At 52.1% G+C, this 23,028-nt stretch carries 20 protein-coding genes; 7 read left to right on the forward strand and 13 right to left on the reverse strand.

From position 1 onward, the window contains the following. Positions 1-46: 46 nt before the first annotated feature. From EOE65_RS17240 to dksA, 5 genes are read right to left on the reverse strand one after another with little or no spacing between them, the layout of a single operon-like run. Positions 47-1,453 (reverse strand): sigma-54-dependent transcriptional regulator, encoded by a 1,407-nt coding sequence (locus EOE65_RS17240; RefSeq protein ID WP_127696041.1) that lies wholly within the window; start codon positions 1,451-1,453, stop codon positions 47-49. 6 nt (positions 1,454-1,459) lie between these two features. Next, positions 1,460-4,375: an ATP-binding protein gene (locus EOE65_RS17245; RefSeq protein WP_127696043.1), complete on the reverse strand. Its 2,916-nt coding sequence runs from the start codon at positions 4,373-4,375 to the stop codon at positions 1,460-1,462. Continuing rightward, a complete protein-coding gene (locus tag EOE65_RS18070) occupies positions 4,372-4,542 on the reverse strand; it encodes a hypothetical protein (RefSeq protein ID WP_164847154.1) in 171 nt (56 codons plus the stop codon). Before EOE65_RS18070 ends, EOE65_RS17245 begins: the two co-directional genes overlap by 4 nt. Before the next feature lie 2 nt (positions 4,543-4,544). Then, entirely contained in the window at positions 4,545-5,414 is an 870-nt protein-coding gene (gluQRS, locus tag EOE65_RS17250) for a tRNA glutamyl-Q(34) synthetase GluQRS (RefSeq protein ID WP_127696045.1), read from the reverse strand. Between the two features lie 60 nt (positions 5,415-5,474). After that, positions 5,475-5,906: an RNA polymerase-binding protein DksA gene (gene dksA, locus EOE65_RS17255; RefSeq protein ID WP_127696047.1), complete on the reverse strand. Its 432-nt coding sequence runs from the start codon at positions 5,904-5,906 to the stop codon at positions 5,475-5,477. 267 nt (positions 5,907-6,173) lie between these two features. Here dksA and EOE65_RS17260 point away from each other — a divergent pair, with 267 nt between their 5' ends. Then, positions 6,174-7,334, forward strand: coding sequence for a pyridoxal phosphate-dependent aminotransferase (locus EOE65_RS17260; protein WP_127696049.1), 1,161 nt, complete (start codon positions 6,174-6,176; stop codon positions 7,332-7,334). Here EOE65_RS17260 and EOE65_RS17265 read toward each other — a convergent pair. Beyond that, positions 7,331-7,663, reverse strand: coding sequence for a Rieske (2Fe-2S) protein (locus EOE65_RS17265; protein WP_127696051.1), 333 nt, complete (start codon positions 7,661-7,663; stop codon positions 7,331-7,333). The genes EOE65_RS17260 and EOE65_RS17265 overlap by 4 nt on opposite strands. 82 nt (positions 7,664-7,745) lie before the next feature. Between EOE65_RS17265 and EOE65_RS17270 the strand changes: the two genes are divergently transcribed. Continuing rightward, positions 7,746-8,306: an energy transducer TonB gene (locus tag EOE65_RS17270; RefSeq protein ID WP_127696053.1), complete on the forward strand. Its 561-nt coding sequence runs from the start codon at positions 7,746-7,748 to the stop codon at positions 8,304-8,306. Here the strand turns inward: EOE65_RS17270 and EOE65_RS17275 are convergent. Continuing rightward, complete coding sequence (locus tag EOE65_RS17275) at positions 8,303-9,853, reverse strand: bifunctional aminoglycoside phosphotransferase/ATP-binding protein (RefSeq protein WP_127696055.1); 1,551 nt, start codon at positions 9,851-9,853, stop codon at positions 8,303-8,305. The genes EOE65_RS17270 and EOE65_RS17275 overlap by 4 nt on opposite strands. A 46-nt stretch (positions 9,854-9,899) precedes the next feature. On the opposite strand from EOE65_RS17275, the gene mrcB reads away from it, so the two are divergent. Together mrcB and EOE65_RS17285 are read left to right on the forward strand one after the other, a co-directional pair. Further along, entirely contained in the window at positions 9,900-12,254 is a 2,355-nt protein-coding gene (gene mrcB / locus EOE65_RS17280; protein ID WP_127696057.1) for a penicillin-binding protein 1B, read from the forward strand. 8 nt (positions 12,255-12,262) lie between these two features. Next, complete coding sequence (locus EOE65_RS17285) at positions 12,263-12,865, forward strand: tetratricopeptide repeat protein (protein ID WP_127696059.1); 603 nt, start codon at positions 12,263-12,265, stop codon at positions 12,863-12,865. 23 nt (positions 12,866-12,888) lie between these two features. On the opposite strand, the gene EOE65_RS17290 is transcribed toward EOE65_RS17285, so the two are convergent. From EOE65_RS17290 to EOE65_RS17305, 4 genes are read right to left on the reverse strand one after another with little or no spacing between them, the layout of a single operon-like run. Next, positions 12,889-13,521, reverse strand: a complete 633-nt coding sequence (locus tag EOE65_RS17290; protein WP_127696061.1) for a hypothetical protein — start codon at positions 13,519-13,521, stop codon at positions 12,889-12,891. A 10-nt stretch (positions 13,522-13,531) separates the two neighbouring features. Then, positions 13,532-14,818, reverse strand: coding sequence for a glutamate-1-semialdehyde 2,1-aminomutase (gene hemL, locus EOE65_RS17295; RefSeq protein WP_127696064.1), 1,287 nt, complete (start codon positions 14,816-14,818; stop codon positions 13,532-13,534). A 9-nt stretch (positions 14,819-14,827) separates the two neighbouring features. Continuing rightward, positions 14,828-15,463, reverse strand: coding sequence for a thiamine phosphate synthase (gene thiE, locus EOE65_RS17300; RefSeq protein WP_127696066.1), 636 nt, complete (start codon positions 15,461-15,463; stop codon positions 14,828-14,830). After that, positions 15,460-17,181 carry a chloride channel protein gene (locus EOE65_RS17305; RefSeq protein WP_127696068.1) on the reverse strand — a complete coding sequence of 574 codons (1,722 nt, stop codon included), beginning with the start codon at positions 17,179-17,181 and terminating at the stop codon, positions 15,460-15,462. Before EOE65_RS17305 ends, thiE begins: the two co-directional genes overlap by 4 nt. A 119-nt stretch (positions 17,182-17,300) precedes the next feature. On the opposite strand from EOE65_RS17305, the gene argC reads away from it, so the two are divergent. Both argC and erpA read left to right on the forward strand, forming a co-directional pair. Further along, positions 17,301-18,332 (forward strand): N-acetyl-gamma-glutamyl-phosphate reductase, encoded by a 1,032-nt coding sequence (gene argC / locus EOE65_RS17310; protein WP_127696070.1) that lies wholly within the window; start codon positions 17,301-17,303, stop codon positions 18,330-18,332. Between the two features lie 64 nt (positions 18,333-18,396). Then, entirely contained in the window at positions 18,397-18,729 is a 333-nt protein-coding gene (gene erpA, locus EOE65_RS17315; RefSeq protein WP_127696072.1) for an iron-sulfur cluster insertion protein ErpA, read from the forward strand. 63 nt (positions 18,730-18,792) lie between these two features. Here the strand turns inward: erpA and EOE65_RS17320 are convergent, their stop codons facing one another. Continuing rightward, positions 18,793-19,911, reverse strand: a complete 1,119-nt coding sequence (locus tag EOE65_RS17320) for an anhydro-N-acetylmuramic acid kinase (RefSeq protein ID WP_127696074.1) — start codon at positions 19,909-19,911, stop codon at positions 18,793-18,795. Then, positions 19,911-21,290 carry an OapA family protein gene (locus EOE65_RS17325; protein ID WP_127696076.1) on the reverse strand — a complete coding sequence of 460 codons (1,380 nt, stop codon included), beginning with the start codon at positions 21,288-21,290 and terminating at the stop codon, positions 19,911-19,913. Before EOE65_RS17325 ends, EOE65_RS17320 begins: the two co-directional genes overlap by 1 nt. 190 nt (positions 21,291-21,480) lie before the next feature. Between EOE65_RS17325 and tyrS the strand changes: the two genes are divergently transcribed. After that, complete coding sequence (tyrS, locus tag EOE65_RS17330; RefSeq protein WP_127696078.1) at positions 21,481-22,782, forward strand: tyrosine--tRNA ligase; 1,302 nt, start codon at positions 21,481-21,483, stop codon at positions 22,780-22,782. Positions 22,783-23,028 lie beyond the last annotated feature (246 nt).

Consider the following 23,028-nt stretch of genomic DNA (forward strand, 5'->3'; position numbering starts at 1 on the left):
AAAATGTTTCCAAAGGTAACACTTTGGGTAACAGTGTTACCGAGTGTTACCCCTTCGGTTTGCGTGGAATTCCCAACTTTTGGCGGCGCTCCCACAAGCACTTACGGCTGACGCCCAGCTTTTTAGCAAGCTCGGTTTCACTCATTTGGTCTTGATGCTCAAGCACAAAGCGTTGGAAGTAGTCATCTAGTGATAATCCCTGCTGAGGTTGGCGTTGTGCGCCGGCATTCACCACTTGCTCTTGCTGTGGTTCATGCTCCACGAAACGAGACTCTAGCTGGTCCAGCGTGAGTTTAGCGTCGATATCTAGGCCGAGTAGGTCCGGTGTGATGCTATTTGTGTCTGCGAGGATAACAGCCCGCTCAATCGCGTTTTCAAGTTCGCGCACGTTGCCCGGCCAGTTGTACGCCAGCATCATGGCGCGACTCTCTGGGCTGAGCGAAAGGGTAGGGCAGGCCATGCGCTCGCAGGCATCTGCCAAAAACTTTTCGGCCAGTTCAATGATGTCCTCGCCGCGATTGCGCAAGGGAGGCATCTTCAGCTCCATAACGTAAAGCCGATAATAGAGGTCCTCACGGAACTCGCCAGCACGTGCCAGCTCTTTCAGATTTCGGTGAGTGGCCGCTATCAAGCGAACATTGACCTTCTTCGATTGTACTGAGCCAACTTTACGAATCTCGCTTTCCTGTAAGAAGCGTAACAAGCGTGCTTGGGCTTCTAATGGCAACTCGCCTATCTCATCTAGGAAAAGCGTACCGCCATCAGCCGCTTCGATCAGACCGCTGCGCGCGCTATTGGCACCGGTAAATGAGCCTTTTTCGTGACCGAACAGCTCTGACTCGATCAGCGTTTCAGGGATCGCAGCGCAGTTTACCGAGATCATGGGGGCTTGAGCTCGTGGGCTTTGATCATGAATAGCGCGTGCGGCCAGCTCTTTACCTGTGCCTGACTCACCTAAAATCAGTACGGTCGCGTCAGTACGCGCGACTTTAGCGATGCGGCCAAATAGCGCCTGCATCGGCTCGCACTGGCCGATGAAGGGTAGGTTATGACTCGGTTCGACACTGCTGCTGTCTGCTGCTGGTGTCTCTACAGGTTCTTCAGACGCCGTTGCGAGTAGCGCTGCGATGGTTTCCAGCATCTCGTCATGGTTAAACGGTTTGGCGATATAGTCCTTAGCGCCGAGCTTCATCGCATCAACGGCGGAGCGCATGCTGCCATAGCTGGTCATGATCAGTACGGGTACGTGACCGGCTAGCTTGATCAGGTCCGTGCCAGGTGCGCCTGGTAATCGAAGATCACTGATGATGAGGTCAAAATCTGTGAGTGAAAATTGCGCAACGGCCTCGTCTACGGCACCGGCGTCACTCACGTCATAGTTATGTTTTTCTAACAGGCGCCGAAGCGCAGAGCGGATGACTTGTTCATCCTCTACAATCAGAATGCGGCTCATGGTTAACTACCTACTCTCCAAAACACGACCTGTTTCCGGTCTGGAGCCCGGTAAGGTGATTAACACCTGTGTGCCTTTGTTCTGCTTTTTATTGGCGGGGCTTATTAATTCAATACTACCATAATGTTCAGTGAGAATATTGTACACCAATGGTAGACCCAAGCCGGTACCTTTTCCGGGTTCTTTGGTGGTAAAGAACGGCTCGAATATCTTATCTTTTGCTTCTGCGGGAATACCTGCGCCTTCATCTGTAATCGAGAGCTTTACGCGCTGATCTTGAGACTCGGCCCGAATCCAAATGGTGCTTTTGGCCGGTGATGCATCGCAGGCGTTATTGAGCACATTCACCAGTACTTGGAGAATCAACTGAGGATCACCGTCGATCTCTAGCTCTCCTCCTAATAGCTTGATGAACTGCTGGTCTCGTGCGTGCGAATCAAGCGAGACAAGGTGCACCGCCTCATCGATCGCATCATTTAGTGAGAAGCGTTCAAACTGCACATCATTGATGGTTTGGCCGGTATGAGCAAAGCGCACTAACGATTGCACAATACGGCTGATGCGCTTGGTTTGCTCGATGATCTCATCACCGGCGTGGAGAATTTCGGGGTCATCGGTCTCTAGTGATAAGTTTTGCGCAAGGCAAGCGATCCCTGTCACAGGATTACCAATCTCGTGGGCAACACCCGCTGCAAAGCGGCCAATGGAGGATAAGCGCTCACTATGAGCGAGGCGATCAGTGAGCAAATGCTGCTCTGTGCCATCTTCGACCAAAACAACGATCGAGCTATCAGGGCTGTCTGAAAGGGGGCTTTTATGCAGAGTTAACCAATAGCTGTGGCCTTCAACTATTACTTCGCGCTCGGTGGTGTGATTGTCCTCCTCCTCGATAAAGCTGGGCAGAAGTTCATTCCATGGCGCGGGCAAGTCACTTAGGGCGCGGTCTGTGGTCGCGTGTGGTGCTAGCCCCGTTAGCTTTGCCATCTCATTGTTCCAAAAGAGGATGTGCTGTGATGGGGCGATGGTAAATGCGCCGATAGGGAGCTTTTCTAGCGTAGTCCGGTGGTAGCGGCGCAGCTCGTCTAGCTCGACCGCAAGGCCGCTGAGTCGTGCTTGGTAAGTCTCTAAGTGAGTTTCCAGTAAGTGGATATCACGGGCTTGGAATGACTTCTCAGAAGAGCTTTTACTCAAGGGCTCTAAAATAGTCGCTGCTTCAACGGGGCCGATAAGCGCAGATAAGTTTTGTTCCAGTGTGTTACGCAGGCGCAGTAAATCAAGTGGTGCTAAGTGCTCGCGATCAACTCCTAGGCGTTGCAGCGCATGGTGAAGTTCCCGTCGAGCTGCGCCCTCGCCAAGCTTGGGTGTCAGGATGTGAATAACATCGTTTGGCGTGAAAGAGGGGCGCTGGATCTCGCGGGGGGAGTCCATCGTGTTAAGCAAACAGGATTCGGCTGCGCGCGCCTCATCTGAATGTGGCTTTGAAATGCGTGAAATCACAACAAAGAGCAGTGTATTGATCACCAGTGCAAAGATGGCCGATGACTCCCAGTTAAGCTCATCAATCCCGACATCTTTGAGTGCTGCTGGATAGAAGGTTGTGATCATCCAACTGGCCATACCGGCTAGCAGGCCGCTGATGAAGCCGAGGCGAGTCGCACCCAGCCAAAAGAGTATCGCGATTAAACCTGGCAAAAACTGTAGGAACGCGACGAAAGCACTCAGGCCCAGCAGCTTAGGTTCTAAGTGCACGCCCACTTTGGTGTAGAAAAGGAAGCTTGCAAAAATGACTGCAAGAATAAGGGCGCGTCTTAGCCAGAGCAGCCAAGAGTAAAAACGAATATTTTCGGGGGTATCGGCAAAGGGCAAGATAACGTGGTTTTGCAGCATAGAAGCTAGCGAAATCGCTGCAACGATAATGATGCCGCTGGCGGCTGATAATCCTCCCATCAGGGCGAGCACGATCATCCAATCTTGGTGCATTAGATAGCCGATGTTAAACAGCAGCAACGAGGAAGATTCCATAATCCCCAGCTCATAGCCGGCAAATACGATAATCGGTACACACAGCGCTAGCAGCAGTAGATAGAGTGGCATGCCCCAAGAGGCCTTGTGTAAGCTTTCCGCTGAGCGGTTCTCAGTAAAGGCAAGATGGAACATATGTGGCATGGCTAGTGTTGAGGTAAAGAATGCCATTAAGAGAGTACGCCACGTTGAACCTTCGCCACCGGCTTGGATGTTCTCAATAAAGTGGGCGTTTGTGTGAATCCACTCCACTGTTGCGGCTGGCCCGTTGAGCACTTCCCACAGCAGATAGCCAGCGATGCCCAGTAGCGCGCCAAGCTTGAAAACAGAGTTTGCGGCGATAGCCATCACCAAGCCTCGGTTACGAGATCGCATGGAAGGATGTCGGGCGCCAAACAGCAGCGCAAAGAGCGCGATTAAAAGACAAAAGGCAGTGGCGATCTCGAGCGTTGAAAACTCATTATTTAGCTGGTGGAGCACATCCGCGATAGCCTGGATCTGGATCGAAATCAGGGGCAATGTGGCGAGAAACAGCACGCAAGTGGTGAGGGTGCCAACGAAGCCGCTGCGAAAGCGAAAAGCAAATAGGTCGGCTAGTGAGCTGAGTTTGTATCGGTTAGTGATATGGAAAATTGGGATAAACAGCACTGGTGCCAGTAAAAAAGCAGCGCTGCCACCCAAATATGATGATAGAAACTGTAAACCATCCGTTTCGATGGTCGCGAATGCACCATAAAAGGTCCATATACTGGCATAGGCGCCAAAAGATAACGTATGAACCCACGGGTGCTGAGCGATGCGTCTGGGGATAATTTCCCGCTCAGATGCGTAAGCGATTCCAAACAACACCAGTAGATAAACAGTAACAATCAGAAATAGGCCTGCGACTGAAAAGCTCATAGGTCCTCCCTTCGCAGCTCCGCGAGTACGACAATAACGATGAAGAATAGCCAGCAGCCAAATGTCATCACCAGGGCGTGATCAAGCGCCAGCCACCACTCAAAAATGGCGGGTAAAAACAGCCAGCATGCCATGATGATCAATAAAATGGCGCGATGGGAATACACAGCTAAACCCCCGGCCATGCCATGGCAGCGCGCTTAGGAATACGCTCCATTGACCAGTGTTCCGTTGCCCAGCGCAACTGCGCTTGAGGCGCTGCGCGCAATAATGATTCAGGCAAAGGGTGTCCAAGAAATGCCAATGCGGCAGCGATCTGCTCGCTGACACAGGAGAGATCAAGGGGTTTGGCTAAGTTCTGCTTGCTTAACTTTTGGCCGTTGGTAGTGGTGACGATGGGAATATGGGCATAGCTGGGTGTTTGGTAATGAAGCGCTTGCTGGAGCAGAATTTGCTTGGCGGTTTCGTCGATGAGGTCGTAACCGCGCACCACATGCGTTATGCCCGCTGCAGCATCATCAACAACGACTGCGAGGTGGTAGGCCCACAGTGCATCGCGGCGACGCAATAGGAAATCTTCAATACTGGCTGGGGCATGTGTCCGTTTGCCCTGAATAGCGTCGTGCCAGATTAGCTCAGCATTAGAGGAGATAAAGCGCACTGCGCCGCCGGTGTGCTGCTGGGTGCGGCAAAACCGATCATAACCAACGCCTGCATGCCGTTGCGCAACCATTTTGCGTGAACAGGTGCAGTAGTAGCAACACTGGTTTTCCTGCAGCTGGTGGAGTGCTGTTTCATAGCGCAGGTGATGGTTGCTCTGGTGGCTGATCTCACCATCCCACTCCAAACCAAAGGCGCTGAGTGTTTCAGGGATGCGGTGGATGGCTGCGGGTACAGAGCGAGGCGGGTCGATATCTTCAATGCGAAGTAGCCACTTGCCTTGATGATGGCGAGCGTCAAGGAAACTTGCGAGCGCAGCAAGCAAAGAGCCGAAGTGGAGCGGGCCCGTCGGCGAAGGCGCAAAACGTCCTATATACATACGTATCGAGAGGGCAAACCGGTGCGTGTTACCGAACTTGCCCTTAGGTTAGCAAGCGTCTTAGGAGCCGACTTGCTTCTCTTTAATTTCAGCAAGTGTTTTGCAATCGATGCACATGGTTGCTGTAGGTCGAGCTTCTAGACGACGAATCCCGATCTCGATACCGCAAGTTTCGCAGTAGCCGTAGTCGTCTTCATCGATACTTTCCATCGCCTCGTTGATCTTCTTGATCAGCTTACGCTCCCGATCACGGGTACGTAGTTCAAGGCTGAATTCCTCTTCCTGACTAGCACGATCACTCGGATCGGCAAAGTTGGCAGCTTCTTCTTGGAGGTGATGAATGGTGCTATCCACCTCTTCCATCAACTGCTGCTTCCATGTCGTCAGAATTTGGCGGAAATGGTCCTTTTGAGCTTCATTCATGTATTCCTCACCTTCAGCCGGGTTGTATGGCTCAAAGTGACTGAACTGTGATTCGTTAGTGTTTGGCATAGCGTGCCTCACTTCTCCGAAATTGCTTAGATCATCAGCGATCTGCAATTCAATACCGTTAAATTCCAAGACTTCCAGAAAATGGAAGGTTGGAGAAATTACCAGAACACCTTAGTTTAGGCTAGCCCTGTTTGGCAAAAAATAAAGGGAGAATTAACCGCTGCTCGGTTCCACTTCTTGACCACGCGAGGGTGATATTTAGTGTTGGGGAGGAACAATAGGGGTAGTTATGTATAATGGCGCATTAACCTAAAGTAGGAGTAAATAATGGATAGTCGATGGACTGGACGGGCCCGTGAAATCGAATCTTTCAAAGTGATGGATCTACTCAAGCGCGCCAAAGAGCTGGATGCTCAGGGCCATGATGTAGTGCATATGGAAGCAGGTGAGCCTGATTTCGGCACCGCGCCCCGCGTGCGCGAGGCGGCTCACCGCGCAATTGATCAAGGCCTCACACAGTATACTCCTGCTGCCGGTATTCCTGAGCTGCGCCAAGCGATCGCAACGTTTTATAAGCAGCGCTACAATCTAGACATACCTGCTGAGCGGGTTGTGGTGACTTCGGGTGCCTCTGGGGCGCTATTGATGATGTTCGGTTTGCTGGCGGACCCCGGCACGACCTTTATGATGAGTGACCCTGGCTATCCGTGTAACCGCCAATTTTTGCGGATGATGGAAGCGCGTGCGCAGCTCATCCCAGTGAGCGCCGACGATAACTTTCAGCTGACGCCCGCCATGATCGAGGCCCAGTGGCAGGCAAATACTGCGGGTGTGTTGATGGCATCACCGGCTAACCCAACCGGCTCGGTACTATCGAAAGAGGAGCTAAAAGGTATCTCTGCCGCCGTAAAACAGCAGGGGGGCACCTTAGTAGTTGACGAGCTCTACCATGGCCTGACGTACGGTTTTGATGCCAGCAGTGTGCTCGAAGTCGACCCTGATGCGTTTGTGCTAAATAGCTTCTCAAAGTATTTCGGTATGACGGGCTGGCGCTTGGGTTGGATTGTCGCGCCAGAAGCAGCCGTTCCAGAGCTTGAGAAGCTGGCGCAAAACCTCTATATCTCGCCACCAACGGTTTCCCAATACGCAGCGTTGGCTGCGTTCGAACCGGATTCCATCGCTGAATTTGAGCGTCGTCGAGCCGAGTTTGCTAAGCGCCGGGATCTTTTGGTTAACGGGCTGCGTGAGCTTGGTTTCGGTATTCCGCTAATGCCAGAGGGGGCTTTTTACGTTTACGCGGATGCTTCTCACCTAACGGATGATACGTACAGCTACTGCTTCTCGCTGTTAGAAGAGGATCACGTTGCGGTGACGCCCGGTTTAGACTTTGGCACCTACCGAGCGAATCAGTTTATCCGCTTCTCCTACACCACCGGGCTGGATCGTATTGAGTTGGCGTTAGAGCGTTTGCGCAAGCGTATCGGCTAGCTGGTTACCTTGGGCAGCTCGACCCATAGCTGCCCATCTTTCAGGGTGCACGCCAACGCTGTCAGTTTCTCGCCCGGACAGGGGCCAGCAATGCACTCACCGTTCTCTACTGAGAAGAGTGCGCCGTGGGTGGCGCACTGAATAAAGTTACGCTCGTAGTCGAGAAACTGATCCGGTTGCCATTCGAGACGAATGCCACGGTGTGGGCAGTTGTTCAGATAAGCGAAGAAATCCCCACCTTGATTAACCACAAACAGCGCGTGTGCCTCGACCTCGAATCCCTTGGCGCTGCCTGCTGCGATATCGGTTGCTTTACAGAGCTGATGCATAGTGTGCGATTTACTCCTATTTGAACAATTGATCTGGCGCGTATAATAGCAACATCATCTTAACTTATGGATACGCCTGCTTGTGTTGCAGCCTTACCGTTGGCTTTCTGTTATTGCGCTATCTGGTGCTGCTCATTGGGGAGCGGCAACGTGGCTGGTGGATTTTGCGAGCAGCGAACAGACAGTATCAAGCGCCGCTCCCATTGCGCTGCATTTAAGCGCGCAGGCGCAAAATAACGCTTCACATTCCGCCGCGAACAGACATACTGCGCAACCGCAACCGCAACCGCAACCGCAACCGCAACCGCAACCGCAACCGCAACCGCAACCGCAACCGCAACTAAGTGGTACAGCAGAGCAACCCGTTAATGTTGAATGGTCAGCATTGCGCTTTGCTGCGCCGCCGGTAAAACCACGCTATCCACGTATGGCGCGCCGTCGCGGGGTAGAAGGTGAGGTGCGTGTCTTAATCACCATCGGCCCAGAAGGGCGGGTGAAGTATGCGGAGATTGAGCAAAGCTCAGGTTCACAAGCGCTCGATCAAGCGGCTATGAAGGCAGTCCGGCAGTGGCGCTTCACGCCGCACACCCGAGGTTTTGTGCGGGCGCGAGCACCGATTACCTTCTCGCTAACATCCCCTTAGGGGTGGGTTAGGCCTTGCGATATCAGTTGATTCACTAAGCGACTAACCGCTTCATCATCGTCGGTGTTGATGAGAAACGAGAAGGGCTCTTCTTGTGCGGTCAGCGGCTGTGCGTGAATGAGCTGGTCTTGCATCACCTCGACATCTGCGTCTGATGCATCGACGCCCTCGGCGCTGCGGCGGCGCAGGCGGGCTTCGATCAACTTCTCCTCACATTCACAGCTGATAATTCGTGCGGGTACCCCCAGATTCTCGGCGAGCTGGAAGTAGCTTTGGCGGGTGCGTGCCCGTATAAAGGTGGCATCGACGATCACAGAGTACCCCGCTGCCAGCAGGCTGCGCGCTAGCTCAAACAGGTACTGGAAAGTACGCGCATTCATCTCTTGGCCGTACAGTTGCGGAGATTCGCCGCGATGGCTGAGTTCGCGATACAGCCGTTTGCGCTCGACATCTGAGCGAATACGGATGCAATCAATCCGCTCGACCAGCTGTTGGCTCAAATGGCTTTTGCCGCTGCCTGAAACGCCATGCATCAAGAACAGTGTTGGCTTGGTTTGTTGGGTGTAGCTTTGGGTTAAGTTGAGGTAACGGCGGAACTCAGCGAGACTAGGCTGCTCGCCCAACATGGCAACTTTTGCGCGCACCATGGAGCGGTACGATTTATAGAAGTTGAGCACCTCTAAGCCTTGATAATCGCCGCTGATTTCAAGGTAGCGGTTGAGTAACCGGTTAGACCAGCGGTACTCGCCTTTGACCTCAAGATCCATCAAAAGGAACGCGAGATCACAGATGGTGTCTATCCAGCGGAATTGTAGGTTGAACTCAATGCAGTCGAACAAGCGCAAGGTGTCATGAAACAGTGTTATGTTGGCCAAATGTAGGTCGCCATGGCACTCGCGCACGTGCCCTTCGCGCTTGCGGCGTTCAATCGTTGGGATCAGTTTGCGGAACTGCTGTGCGGCGCGCTGAGATAGCAATTGGAGCTGTTGCCAATCGTTGGGCGTCAGCTGTGCTTCGGGGATATGGGTGTAGTTGTCACCCGCCACCTCCCAGATGGTTGTGGCCTCACCCCATGGACTATCTTGTGCGACATGTGGCACGCGCTGGTGAAAATCGGCGATCTGCTCGGCAAGCATATCGATCCAGATTGTCTCGAAGCGTTTGTTACTCAGGATACGATCAAGACGTTGTTCATCGTCAAACTGGTACATTTGCACCGCGTATTCAAGCACATCGTCTGCTTCGGTGACCTGATCGGCCGGTATCATACGTGGCGCACTGAGTGGCCCAACGACTGCCATCATCGCATGATAGATATCAGGCGCGAGGCGTTGATTAAGCCGTAGCTCCTCCTCACAGTAATGACGGCGGCTGTCTAAGGTGGTGAAGTTAAGAAAGCCAAAATCAACGGGTTTCTTGAGCTTGTAGGCAAACTCGCCCGTCAAGAAAAGCCAAGAGATGTGAGTCTCGATAACATGAATTGGCTCGGCCACCTCATGGTCATAGGCCGCCGGAGTCGATAGCGCAGCAATCAGTTCTGAATGCATGAAGTCCACTGTGTTTAACGAAAGGTGAAGGGATTATACTTGCCCGATGAGTAAAAAGAGAACATCTGCTAATAAAGCGACAACCACCAAGCGTGGTAAAAAGAGCCAGCCGCGCAGCCGCTGGCGTGCCTTGGGTGTATTCCTGCTAAAACTTTCCTTTCTTGGCGCAGTGATGGCGGCGATTGGTCTGGTTTATCTTGATGCCCAGATACGAGAAAAATTTGAAGGCAAGCGCTGGGCGCTGCCCGCTAAGGTGTATGCGAGGCCGTTGGAACTATATCCCGGTGCTCAGCTCTCGATTCAAGACTTGAAGCTAGAACTTAAAGGGTTGGGTTACAAGTTTGTCCGCTCGGCAAAAGAGCCTGGGCAAGCGGAGTTTTCCAAAACCCGAGCGCGGTTGGTCACGCGTGGCTTCGAGTTTCCCGATGGTAGCGAGTCGAGTCGAAACCTGCAGCTCAGTTTCGCTGGAGGGCAGCTCTCTGGTATGAAAGAGGGTGGCCGTGCAGCGCATCTCGCACGGCTTGAACCCGTACTTATCGGGGGCATCTATCCACAGAATAATGAAGATAGAGATCTGGTTAGAATCGAGAATGTCCCTGCTGATCTCGTACGTGCCTTGGTGGCCATAGAAGACCGTGATTACTACACCCATTTTGGTGTGTCGCCGAAGGGTATTGCCCGTGCGATGTGGGTCAATATTAAAGCGAAACGCTTTGTGCAGGGCGGTAGTACGTTAACCCAGCAGCTCATTAAAAACTTCTACCTAACCTCTGACCGTACATTGGCGCGTAAGTTGATGGAGATGCCGATGGCGGTGCTATTGGATTTCCACTACAGCAAAGATGAAATTCTAGAGGCTTACCTCAATGAAGTTTATCTGGGGCAAGAGGGTAACCGAGCCATTCACGGTTTTGGTTTGGCCTCTCAATACTTCTTTGGCCAGCCGTTGGCAGAGATTAAGTTACACCAAGCTGCGCTGCTTGCCGGTCTTGTAAAAGGGCCCTCCTACTATGACCCGCGTCGCCACCCAGAACGCGCTAAAAAGCGCCGTGACCTTGTTTTGCGGGTGCTGCGCGATATGGGCCATATCGATGCAGCTCAATATGGTCAGGCGGTGAAAGCGCCGTTAGGGATCGTGAAGCAAAAGAGCCTGTTAAAAGGGGCTTATCCTGCATATCTCGATGTGGTGAAACGCCAACTGCGGGAGAACTACCACGAGGAGGACCTGCGCTCTGAAGGGCTGCGCGTATTCACAAGCCTTGATCCCATTAGCCAAGCAAAAGCTGAAAAAGCGATGGTTGCTGGCTTGAAAAAGCTTGAACAGCGTTACGGCAAAAGAGCGACGTCGCTTGAGGGCAGTATGGTGGTGACTGACCCACAAACTGGCGAAGTGCTCAGTATTATTGGTGGGCGCAGTACTCGTTACGAAGGGTTTAACCGTGCTGTTGACGCTGTGCGCCCCATCGGTTCGTTGGTAAAACCGGCAGTTTACCTTGCTGCGCTTCAGCGGGGCTACTCTTTGGTGTCGCCGCTGCAAGATGAGGCATTGCGGGTTGAGATGGCAAACGGTCAAGTGTGGGAGCCGCAAAACTTTGATCGTAAAGCGCATGGGGCAGTGCCGTTGCATCGAGCGCTGGCTAAGTCCTATAACCTTTCTACCGCAAGCTTAGGGCTCGACATCGGGCTGGATTCAGTGATTGATACGCTACGCGATCTAGGGGTTGATAGGCCGATCGATCCTTATCCCTCTTTGCTGCTCGGCGCGCAGGGGATGTCTCCTGTTGAGGTGGCGGGAATGTACCAGACGATCGCTGCGAATGGTTTCCAAATGCCGCTGCGAGTTATCCGTATGGTGACGGACAGCTACGGGCAAGAGCTCTCCCGTTACCCATTCCAAGTGCAGCAAACGGTGCCGGGTGAAGATATTCATCTGCTGCAATATGCGATGCAAGAGGTCGCACGTGAAGGCACGGCACGATATATGTACTCGCAACTGCCAAGTTCGTTGAATGCGGCAGGCAAAACGGGTACTTCGAATGATCAGCGGGATAGCTGGTTTGCCGGTTTCACAGGCAATCGCCTAGCCGTTGTTTGGCTCGGGCGGGATGATAACAAGCCGCTACCTTTTACTGGCTCTGGTGGCGCGTTAAGGGTTTGGACCGCTTTTATGAAAGCTGAAAAGCCCACGCCCTTCTTAGCTCCTGCTCCAGAGGGAATTGACTACCTTTGGGTGGATGATGAGACGGGTTATTTGTCGGATGAGCGTTGTCAGGGTGCGATTCAAGTGCCGTTTAAGCGGGGGGACCGCCCTGAATATCGAGTTGATTGCGGACTGGAACCTGTAGAGAATAAGGCCAGTGAGCCACTGGATTGGTTTCGGCAATGGTTTAGGCAGGAGTAATAGAGCGCGTGAAGTCCTTTTTTAATCTATCAACATTGAGCCTTGTTATCTTACTGGCGGGCTGTTCCACACAATCGGTTTATCAGCCAGCGGTAGAAGACCGCTCAACGGTTTCAAAGCCGCTGCCAGAGAATAACAGTGTCGTTACACCTGCTGACCCCTCCTTAGGCGTCAAGGTTACACCGGTTGGGCCATCTCCTGTGATTCGCTCACAGCGTGAAGAGGTCCAGCAGGAGCAGCGTACCAAGAACCCCGTACCTGTTGCCCCAGCGCAAGTTGTACGCAAGCAAAACCCAGCGGTTGTGGCGCTGCTGGATACGGCGAAAACCCAAACGCGCAACGGGCAGTTACGGAATGCCCAAACGAGTTTGTCACGAGCACAGCGTATCTCGCCTGATGACCCAGCGGTTTACTACTTCTTGGCGGATACACACCGCCGCTTAGGTGAGTTCTTGCAAGCGGAACAGGTAGCGTTGAAAGGCGTCGCAACTGCGTCGGGACAAAACCAGCAGCTGTACCGCCTGTGGAAGCTGGTGGCATCAATTCGCAGCGATGCGGGTGATTTAGAGGGTGCCAACAAAGCGGATGCGGTGGCGAAGCGTTATAAGTAACGCGGAGTAACGAAAAAGAGGCCCTAATCGGCCTCTTTTTTTGTCTCTGCTTGTTGGAGCCGAATCACGTGGCCGGTGGCTATACCGAAGGCGATAAGGCCCACCGCAAAACTGGCGAGCCGCAACGGTTCGCTCTGCAAGCCCTGCCAAACAGGATAAGGCCCAGCGACCAGCATAGAAACACCCCAGCAGCCTGCGGTGATTAAGCCTGCTGTACGCACGGTTGGGCTACTAAAGCGCACAAACGCAATGGCCAGCGCCGCAACCGTGAGCGCACCCAATACCACCGAGTAACTTACGCCAAGCTCCATTCGACGCATCAGCTCGAACATCGCAAACAACGCCAGTACCCAGCGCCCCCAGCCTCGGCGAGAGAAGTGATAGCCAAAGCTTGCTGCAAACAAAAGCGACGCCATTAACGGTGTGCTGATGTAGGTCGCTAGATTGCTCAGTAAACGCTGCATGGTTTGGGCGTCTTGCGAGCTGTTCGTAAGCGTCAATTGCCCCACCTCGGCGGCAGCAATAAACGCCACCGCCATTAAAATCAGCGACGCGAGCGTTTTGCTCCGCTCATTGAGCTTTTCAGGCTGTCGAAAGAGTAGGGCTGCACACACGATGCAGCCCAAAATTACGCTTAGGTGAAGTACCGTTAGCATCGTGAGGTCGTTACTTTAACGTTGCGAATACGCGATCTGCTGCGTCAATCGTACGATCGATGTCCGCTTCTGACGTTGCTGCTGACATAAAGCCTGCCTCATACGCAGACGGCGCCAGATAAACGCCCTCTTTTAGCATACCTTGGAAGAACGCCGCGAAGCGTTCTGTATCGCACGCGGTCGCCTCAGCGAAGGTTGTCACCTGCGCTTGATCAGTGAAGAAGAGGCCAAACATACCGCCCACCGCCGTGGTGGTGAAAGGAATACCATGCTTGAGCGCCTTCGCTTCCAAACCTTGAGTCAGTAGCTCAGTTTTCGCTGAAAGTTGCTCGTGCACGCTACGGTCAGCATCTAGCGCATTCAGCATTGCCAAACCTGCGCTCATCGACAGAGGGTTGCCCGATAAGGTGCCCGCTTGGTAAACCGGGCCGAGTGGCGCGATGTGAGACATGATGTCGCGGCGTCCACCAAACGCACCAACAGGTAAGCCACCGCCGATCACTTTACCCAGTGTTGTGAGGTCTGGTTTAACGTTGAAGTGTGCTTGAGCACCGCCCAAAGCAACGCGGAAGCCCGTCATGACCTCATCGAAAATCAGTACACTGCCATGCTCGTCACAGACGTCGCGCAAACATTCTAGGAAACCAGGCTGGGGCGGGATGCAGTTCATGTTACCAGCGACTGGCTCCACGATGATGCAGGCGATTTGATCACCAAGCTCAGCGAAGGTTTGGCGGACATTGTCAACATCGTTGTAGGTCAGCGTGATGGTATGCTCGGCTAGGGATGCCGGTACACCCGGTGAGCTGGGCTCGCCCAGAGTCAACATGCCAGAGCCTGCTTTGACGAGCAGTGAGTCTGAGTGGCCGTGGTAGCAGCCTTCGAATTTGATGATTTTGTCACGCCCGGTAAAACCACGCGCTAGGCGGATAGCACTCATCGTTGCTTCTGTGCCTGAGCTCACCATGCGTACCATCTCGATGGAGGGCATGAGCTCGCACACTTTGTTAGCCATCTCGGTTTCAATCGCCGTTGGGGCTCCGAAGCCTAAGCCGTTGTCGAGCATACTGCGCACGGCGTTCAGCACGTCTTCCTGAGCATGACCCAGAATCATTGGACCCCATGAACCCACGTAGTCGATATATTCGTTGTCATCTTCGTCGTAAAGGTATGCGCCTTGGCCGCGCTTAAAGAATACAGGTGTACCACCGACCCCTTTAAATGCGCGAACCGGCGAGTTTACGCCGCCTGGGATATGCTCTTGGGCTGCTTGGAATAGATCTGCTGAACGTGACATAGAATAACCTTAATCTTCAATCCGGTTGAAAGTCTGATTAAATGCGCGTGCTTGGGCGGTGATATCGGCAGCTGCAAAGAGCGCATGTACCACCGCAATCATCTGCGCACCTGCATCGATTACTTGGTGGGCATTATCCACAGTAATTCCCCCAATCGCCACCACTGGCGCGTTGATCTCTTGTTGAGCTGTGTGCAGTAACTCCAGAGGTGCAGGCTTGGCATTGGGTTTTGTTTTAGAGGGGAAGAATGCGCCAAATGCCACATAATCAGCCCCTTGAGCCGCGGCTTCTTGAGCAAGCTCCAGTTGGTCGTGGCAGGTGACACCAATGATGGCTTGAGCACCAAGAGCTGCACGTGCTTGGCTTGGAGAACCGTCGCCTTGCCCCAGGTGCACGCCATCAGCTCCGCTGAGCTTGGCGAGTTCTACATCATCGTTGATGAGTAAAACGGCGTTATGCTGGTGGCAGAGTGCGACCAGCGCCTTAGCTTGGCGCAGGCGGCGTGTGGTGTCGGATGATTTGTCGCGATACTGCAGAATACGCATACCGCCTTCTAGCGCTTTTTGTACGCTGTCTAATAGCGTTTCATCGTTGGGTAACAGTTCGCTATCGGTAATGCCATAGAGTCCATATAGTTGTGTCATGATGTTTGTTTATGCGTGTAATAATATTCAATCTGTGATCGTGTCAGCATACCGAGAATATCTCCTTGGTTGCTCTGTACGCAGAGCAAGCTGACTTGGCGTTCGTTCATCATCTGTAGTGCTTCGTGCAGTGTGGCACGAAAGCTGATAGTGGTGACATCAAATCGTTCAGCTGGCATCTCCAATAGATCAATCGTCTGCTTCTCCTCTTTACGTGCCAAGTAGTCTTGCAGTTCTTTCGGGGGCATCACAAAGCTTGGTGTATCGCTGTTTTCATCAACTAAGATCCACACGGGCTGCTCTGATAGTAGCTGGCTGGCGGTGGATGCCTGTAGTGATGAGGGCGTTGAAACGAAGTTTCGCTCCATCAGACTACCGACTGCGGCGCGCGATAAGGCCTGAGCGAGAGGCTCTTGACGATAGTCGAGCCCTTGGGCTTGTAAAGAGGACAAGAAAATAGAGGGCAAGTTGAAGAAGTAGCGCACAGTGAGGTTGCTGATCACGATTGCGATCATGCCTGGGAAAATAATGTTTGGATTACCGGTTAGCTCAAGTAGCGCGACGAGTGCGGCGAGCGGTGCATTGAGCACCGCAGCCATCATCGCACCCATACCCAACATGGCGTAAAGGCCAATGTGGGAGACGTTGCTATCGGCCAAATGCGTTCCCACTTGGCCAAAAATAGAGCCGATTAATGCGCCGATAAACAGCGTGGGGCCAATAAGACCTGCGGGAATACCCAGCCCTAATATGATGGGAGTGACAATGAGCTTTGCGAACAGCAGCCCCACGAGTAGCTGTAGTTCCAGTGAGCCTGCGAGTGTTTCGCCAATGGTATCGTAGCCGACGCCCATGATCTGCGGATAGAAACACGCCACCGTGCCAGTAATTAAACCCGCCAAAGAGAAGCGCAGCCACACAGGTGTTTGAGAAAGGCGTACTGTTTGCAGCATAAGGTGGCTAAACGCTGCGGCACATACCCCGACAGTCACGCCAAGCAACATCACCCACGGCAGCTCAGCGAGTGAGTTGATCGTAAAGGGTGGAACATCAAAGGCATCGTGATAACCCAGCGTGGTGCGCATCAGCAGGTCAGCTGCCACGGCAGACACGATAACCGGTGTGAAACCAATGAGCGTATATTCGAGCAGAATAACTTCCATTGCGAAGATAACGCCCGCTAAAGGAGTGTGGAAGGCGGCGGATATTGCAGCTGCTGTGCCGCAGCCGATCAATAAGCGAATGGAGTTATTGGGCACTTTAAGTTGCTGCCCTAACCAGCTACTACCCGCCGCACCTAAGAAGACAGCGGGGCCTTCCCGCCCGACAGAGTGGCCACTGATCAATGCAACTGATGCGGTCACGAACTGCATAACTAAGCTGCTAAAAGGGATATAGCCTTGGTGGTAAGCCATGCGCTGCAGTAGGTTAGCCATCCCCACTTGGCGGGCAATTCTGGGCCACGTTAAGTAGATCGCGATAAGCACCGCACTGCCGATCAGCGGCCAAGTTAGGCGCTCCAGAACGGTAAGCTCTTCGAAATTCTCGGGGTGCGCGAGCCATGCGCTCAGGGGGAGTTCAACGGCGAGCCGAAAAAGTATCATCAGCAGGCCGGTGATGACACCGGAAGCTAGGCCAAGAATCACCAGCTGAGGCAAAGCATCGAAATGCGATAGGCGCTCGCGAAAGTGTTGTAGGGTCAGTTGCTGCTTAATCATCAAAATCTATAACCAACTGCGGATAGTCTTTGCTCGGCCTGCTCGCTATTATAAGGGCGTAGGCTCGCGCTTGTGCGTGCCCTACGTTATCAGTTTTTGTAGCCCGATGAGAGGTCCAAGTGATTAAAGTAGGTATTGTAGGTGGTACAGGTTATACCGGCGTTGAGCTGTTACGCCTGTTAGCAAATCATCCTGATGTTGAGGTGAGCGTTATTACCTCTCGCTCTGAAGCAGGTGTAAAAGTTGCTGATATGTTCCCGAACCTGCGACGACACTATGACCTCGCTTTCACAGTGCCTGACACGGAAGCACTGGCCGCCTGTGATGTTGTTTACTTTGCAACGCCGCATGGTGTTGCGATGAGCATGGCGCCTGAGCTGGTTAAGCGTGGTGTGCGAATTATCGATCTTGGTGCGGACTTCCGTATTAAAGATGTAGAGCTATGGTCACAGTGGTACAAGCTTGAACACACGTGCCCAGATCTTGTTGAGATGGCTGTTTATGGTCTTCCAGAGGTCAACCGTGAACGGATCAAACAGGCACAGTTAATTGCGTGCCCGGGTTGCTACCCGACGGCTGCACAATTGGGCTTTTTACCGCTGCTTGAGAATAACTTGGTCGATCATCGTCGTTTGATTGCTGACTGTAAGTCAGGTGTTAGTGGTGCTGGGCGCGGTGCATCGGTTGGTTCGCTGCTGTGTGAAACCAGCGAGAGTATGAAAGCCTATGCAGCAGGTGGCCACCGACACTTGCCAGAGATCCGTCAGGGTTTGAGCCTAGCGGCGGATCGTCCGGTTGGGTTGACTTTCGTGCCCCATCTCACCCCGATGATCCGTGGTATCCACGCAACGCTGTACGCTACGTTGAAAGATCCAGTGGATGGTTTGCAAGCGCTTTATGAATCGCGTTATGCGGATGAGCCGTTTGTGGATGTGATGCCAGCGGGCATTCACCCTGAAACGCGCAGCGTTAAAGGGGCAAACATGTGTCGGATCAGTGTATTCCGCCCACAAAACGATGATACGGTGGTGGTGCTTTCTGTGATCGATAATCTCGTTAAGGGGGCTGCGGGGCAGGCGATTCAGAATATGAACATTATGTTTGATCTGCCTGAAGATGCTGGTTTATCCCATACGGGCATGATGCCTTAAACTTGACTAAACTACTCGGTTAATTACAATAGGTAACCAAAGTTAATTTAGGTACGAGTAAACTATGTCTGGATCTATGGTCTTTACCGATGCAGCTGCGACAAAAGTAAAAAGCCTAATTGAGGAAGAGGAAAACGATCAACTGAAGCTGCGTGTGTTTATCACAGGCGGTGGATGTGCGGGATTCTCTTACGGCTTTACTTTTGATGAGGCCGCAGCAGAGGACGATACGCAGATCGAGAATATGGGCGTAACGATGCTGGTGGATCCTATGAGCTACCAGTATCTTGAAGGCGCGGAGGTTGATTACACGGAAGGGCTGCAAGGCTCTCAGTTCAAAATTAACAACCCCAATGCAACGACCACGTGTGGTTGCGGCTCTTCATTCTCAATCTGATCGCAAAAGGCAGCTTATTAAGCTGCCTTTTTTATGCCTCCCAGTTTCCCTCTATCAATTACGTCAGCGAAAAGCGGGGTAGACCCCTCCTAGCAGCGTAGCTTGCGATGCGCCTGTCACCGCAGGGCAGTTGCCACTTAATTGCTGCAAGTTACGATAAGCCAGCCAAGCGAATGCGGCTGCTTCGACCCAGTCTGGTGATAAGCCCAGTGCGTGGGTATCTGCGATAAGGCGAGGTTGAATGTGCGCTTCTAACCGTGACATAAGATGCGTGTTATGTGCGCCTCCACCACAAACATATAGCTCAACCTCATCGAGGTTATGGCGCGCGACTTCGTGTGCAATAGTGATCGCGGTGAGTTCGGCCAGTGTTGCTTGTACATCAGCGGGGGCAACGGGCTGGCCATAGGTTTCAAGCCTCTCGAGTAACCAATCTAGGTGGAATAATTCACGGCCGGTGCTTTTTGGCGGTGGTTGCTGGAAATACTCAGTGCTAAGCAGCAGCGTGAGCAGGTCTTGATCGACGCTGCCACTTGCTGCCCACTGGCCCGATGAGTCAAAGCTAAATTGTCTACTGTGGGTTATCCAAGCATCCAGAAGCACATTGCCAGGCCCCGTATCATAGCCAGTAAGGTTACTGTCTATGTGAGGTGGCAGTAGCGTAATGTTGGCCATGCCGCCGATATTCAGAATGATGCGTGAGCGCTCGTTTGATGTGAACAATGCTTGATGAAACGCAGGTACGAGCGGGGCGCCCTGTCCTCCAAAGCAGAGGTCGCGCCGGCGAAAATCAGCTACGGTGGTGATATTTGTGCGTGCGGCAATGATGTTTGGGTCGCCGATTTGTAATGTAAAACCACGCTCTGGACGGTGGCGAATGGTCTGCCCATGACTGCCAATCGCATGGATATCGCTGGCTTTAAGCTGGTGAGTGCGTATAAAGGTGCTGACGCACTCGGCAAAGAGCTCTCCGAGGGCGGTATCAAGCTCGCCTAACCTGTCGATCTCGTTGTCGCTTGGCTGGGTCAGTGCGAGGATCTGTTTGCGTAGTTGCGCTGGAATAGGGTAGGTCTCGCCAGCGACTAAGCGAAAGTGATCTTCATCAATCTCTGCAACAGCGACATCGATACCATCTAAGCTCGTCCCGGACATAACGCCAATATAACGTTGGATGGCTGCCATTAGTTATTGCCCGCCTGCGCGTATTGAGCCGCTGCGAATGTATCTAACTGTTGCAATACGTGAGCGGCTGCGGTTTGGAATCGTGCTTGCTCATCTTTTGGAACAGGCTGAGCGTGCGGGAATTTAACCTTCATCGGATTTTTATGTACACCGTTGACGCGAAACTCGTAGTGCAGGTGAGGTCCCGTTGCTAAGCCTGTTTTACCCACATAGCCGATAACCTGCCCTTGCTTAACCCAGCTGCCTTGTTTCACTTTGCTGCGGAACTTAGACATATGCGCGTAGAGCGTGGTGATATTGCCACCGTGCTTCAAAATGATCACATTACCGTAGCCACCCTTCTTGCCGCGAAAGATCACCTTGCCATCTCCTGACGCTTTGATGGGTGTGCCGGTGCGTGCGGCGTAATCGACACCTTTATGAGCGCGGATTTTGTTTAAGACTGGGTGGCGGCGCGATAAATTAAAGTGCGAACTGATGCGTGCAAAATCGACAGGCATACGTAAAAAGGCTTTACGCATACTCTGGCCCTCTGGTGTGAAGTAGCTGCTGTTGCCTTCAGCATCGGTGTAACGAATCGCAGTATAGGTTTGATCCTTGTTGATAAACTGTGCGGCAACAATATGGCCATCGTTGATTTTCTTACCATCCAGATATTGCTCGTTATATAGCACTCGGAATTGGTCGCCTTTACGTAAATCCTGCGAGAAATCGAGATCCCAGCCGTAAATGGCTGCGAACTTCATAATCATATTTGCGGATAGGCCCGCGGCTTCGGCATCTAAAAACAGAGAGTTTTCGATAGTCCCTTCAACAAAACGCTGCTGGCTAACCGGCGTGCGCTCTTGTAGACGGACGGAGTAAGTGTTGCTGGCGGGTTGGCGCTCTACAAATATCGTTTTCAATGCGTTGACTTCATAACGCACCTTCTGCAGTTCGCCGCCTTCAATCAGAAAACTCAGTGTTTCGCCAGGGTATAGGCGGTTGAGCTCTTTGCCCTCTTCAGTGGCCTTCGCTACGTAGTAAACATCGGTTGCGGTGAGGCCTGCCCGTTTGAAGAGCGACGTTAGGTTGTCATTCTTCTCAACTTGATAGGAAACCCAATTCTCTTCAACCACTGGCTCTTCAGCCAATACGGGAGGCTCAACCGCAACAGGTTGTGCTGTGGCTGGTTGGCTCGCGCTAGTCGGTGATGTGGGTGCTGCAATCACAGTCTCTGCTGCGGGCAGGTCGAGTGGTATTTGCGCTTTCTTGGCTTCAACGGATTCGGTAGGCAGTAGCAGCAGAGTAATAGCGATGATCGTACTGCAAATAGCGATAGCGGCGATATGTACCGAAGGAAAGCGGTTGCGCGGTAATAAGTTTTTCAATGACGGCATCAGTAGACCCTAATGTCGATTTTTAATTAACAAATGAAACGATTTCGTAAATATACACAAATACGTCATGGTTATCGGCTATTCAAGGAGAAGATAGACATATTCGTTGAATATTTGTTCAATACGCGCGCCGCGTTTAGAATAGCGGCGTTTATTAACCATGATATGAATTAAAAGGTATGAGACTTAAATGAGTAAGTTAACACTGTTAGAGGATTTAAAAGCACGTGGCCTAGTTGCACAAATGACTAGCGAAGCGGAGTTGGAGCAGCACCTCAATGAAGGCAGTGTAACCCTCTATTGTGGCTTCGACCCTACCGCCGACAGCTTGCATATTGGTAGTCTGGTACCGTTATTGGCGCTACAGCGCTTTCAGCGTTACGGTCACAAACCACTAGCATTGGTAGGCGGTGCTACAGGCTTAATCGGTGATCCATCTTTCAAAGCGCAAGAGCGTAAGCTCAATGATGATGAAACCGTTGCAGGCTGGGTCGAAAAACTACGCGCCCAGGTGAGTGCTTTTATCGACTTCGATTGCGGAGCAAATAGCGCAGAGGTGGTTAACAACCTCGATTGGACTCGCGGTATGGATATTCTGACGTTCTTACGCGATGTGGGTAAGCACTTCTCTGTTAACCAAATGATTGCACGAGAGTCAGTTAAGCAACGTATTAATCGTGAAGGTGAAGGAATCTCCTTTACTGAGTTTACTTACTCCATTCTGCAATCATATGACTTCCAAGTGCTGAACAGCTCGCACAACTGCACATTACAAATCGGTGGTTCTGATCAGTGGGGAAATATCACCGGTGGTACAGAGCTAACGCGCCGTGTTAACGGTAATCGCGTTTTTGGTCTTACTCTGCCACTGATTACCAAATCAGACGGCACTAAATTTGGTAAAACTGAGTCGGGCACTATTTGGTTGTCGGCAAACAAAACATCGCCTTACGCGTTCTACCAGTTCTGGCTACAAACGGCAGATGCGGATGTTTACCGTTTCCTTAAGTACTTTACGTTCCTATCTGTCGAAGAAATTGATGAACTCGAAAAAGCGGACGCAGAACGGGCAGGGCGTCCTGAAGCGCAGGCTGTCTTGGCTCGCGAAGTGACACGACTCGTACATGGCGAAGAAGGTCTTGCTGCAGCTCAGCGTATTACCGACGCGTTGTTCTCTGGCGATGCGACGAGTTTGTCACAGAATGATTACGAGCAGATCGCTCAAGATGGTCTTCCCTGCTTCCTATTAAACGCAGCGGGACAGTTCGAACAGCCGATCACTAGTCTGTTATCTGCTTTTGACTTGGGCACCGGCAAGCAGATTAAAGATGCGTTGCAGCGGGGTGCTGTCGTCGTCAATGGTGTTGCGTTAGGTCTAGATGATAACTTTAAAGTGAAAGAGACCTTTACCCGAGATAATGCACAGTTTGATAATTACTTTATCGTCAAAGTTGGTAAGAAGAAGCACTGTATCGTTAAATTAGGCGATTAAGCTTCTTACACTAATACCTAAACGCCCCTCCGGGGCGTTTTTTTGTGTCTGAAGTGGTTGTTTTTTGTTCGGTTTTAAATGGTTTTGTATGTTTTTTAACCGGTTTTGATGTTTTTTTACGTTTTTTATTAAAAAGTTGAAATAAGTGTTGACGGCAGAAGGGAGGTCTCTATAATACGCCTCCACTCGCTGAGGGAGTCACCGAAAGGACGACAAAGACAACGAGTCATAACGAAGATAACGTGT

This window comes from Neptunomonas marina, from assembly GCF_004005935.1.
Taxonomy (GTDB): Bacteria; Pseudomonadota; Gammaproteobacteria; order Pseudomonadales; family Balneatricaceae; genus Neptunomonas; species Neptunomonas marina.

What these genes read in the sequence shown, in the direction of transcription:
- EOE65_RS17265 (WP_127696051.1), bottom strand. Translation starts at nt 7,663, where the DNA reads ATGCATCAGCTCTGTAAAGCAACCGATATCGCAGCAGGCAGCGCCAAG.
- tyrS (WP_127696078.1), top strand. Translation starts at nt 21,481, where the DNA reads ATGAGTAAGTTAACACTGTTAGAGGATTTAAAAGCACGTGGCCTAGTT.
- EOE65_RS17290 (WP_127696061.1), bottom strand. Translation starts at nt 13,521, where the DNA reads ATGCTAACGGTACTTCACCTAAGCGTAATTTTGGGCTGCATCGTGTGT.
- mrcB (WP_127696057.1), top strand. Translation starts at nt 9,900, where the DNA reads ATGAGTAAAAAGAGAACATCTGCTAATAAAGCGACAACCACCAAGCGT.
- hemL (WP_127696064.1), bottom strand. Translation starts at nt 14,818, where the DNA reads ATGTCACGTTCAGCAGATCTATTCCAAGCAGCCCAAGAGCATATCCCA.
- EOE65_RS17325 (WP_127696076.1), bottom strand. Translation starts at nt 21,290, where the DNA reads ATGCCGTCATTGAAAAACTTATTACCGCGCAACCGCTTTCCTTCGGTA.
- thiE (WP_127696066.1), bottom strand. Translation starts at nt 15,463, where the DNA reads ATGACACAACTATATGGACTCTATGGCATTACCGATAGCGAACTGTTA.
- EOE65_RS17245 (WP_127696043.1), bottom strand. Translation starts at nt 4,375, where the DNA reads ATGAGCTTTTCAGTCGCAGGCCTATTTCTGATTGTTACTGTTTATCTA.
- gluQRS (WP_127696045.1), bottom strand. Translation starts at nt 5,414, where the DNA reads ATGTATATAGGACGTTTTGCGCCTTCGCCGACGGGCCCGCTCCACTTC.
- EOE65_RS17260 (WP_127696049.1), top strand. Translation starts at nt 6,174, where the DNA reads ATGGATAGTCGATGGACTGGACGGGCCCGTGAAATCGAATCTTTCAAA.
- EOE65_RS17305 (WP_127696068.1), bottom strand. Translation starts at nt 17,181, where the DNA reads ATGATTAAGCAGCAACTGACCCTACAACACTTTCGCGAGCGCCTATCG.
- dksA (WP_127696047.1), bottom strand. Translation starts at nt 5,906, where the DNA reads ATGCCAAACACTAACGAATCACAGTTCAGTCACTTTGAGCCATACAAC.
- EOE65_RS17240 (WP_127696041.1), bottom strand. Translation starts at nt 1,453, where the DNA reads ATGAGCCGCATTCTGATTGTAGAGGATGAACAAGTCATCCGCTCTGCG.
- EOE65_RS17320 (WP_127696074.1), bottom strand. Translation starts at nt 19,911, where the DNA reads ATGGCAGCCATCCAACGTTATATTGGCGTTATGTCCGGGACGAGCTTA.
- erpA (WP_127696072.1), top strand. Translation starts at nt 18,397, where the DNA reads ATGTCTGGATCTATGGTCTTTACCGATGCAGCTGCGACAAAAGTAAAA.
- EOE65_RS17275 (WP_127696055.1), bottom strand. Translation starts at nt 9,853, where the DNA reads ATGCATTCAGAACTGATTGCTGCGCTATCGACTCCGGCGGCCTATGAC.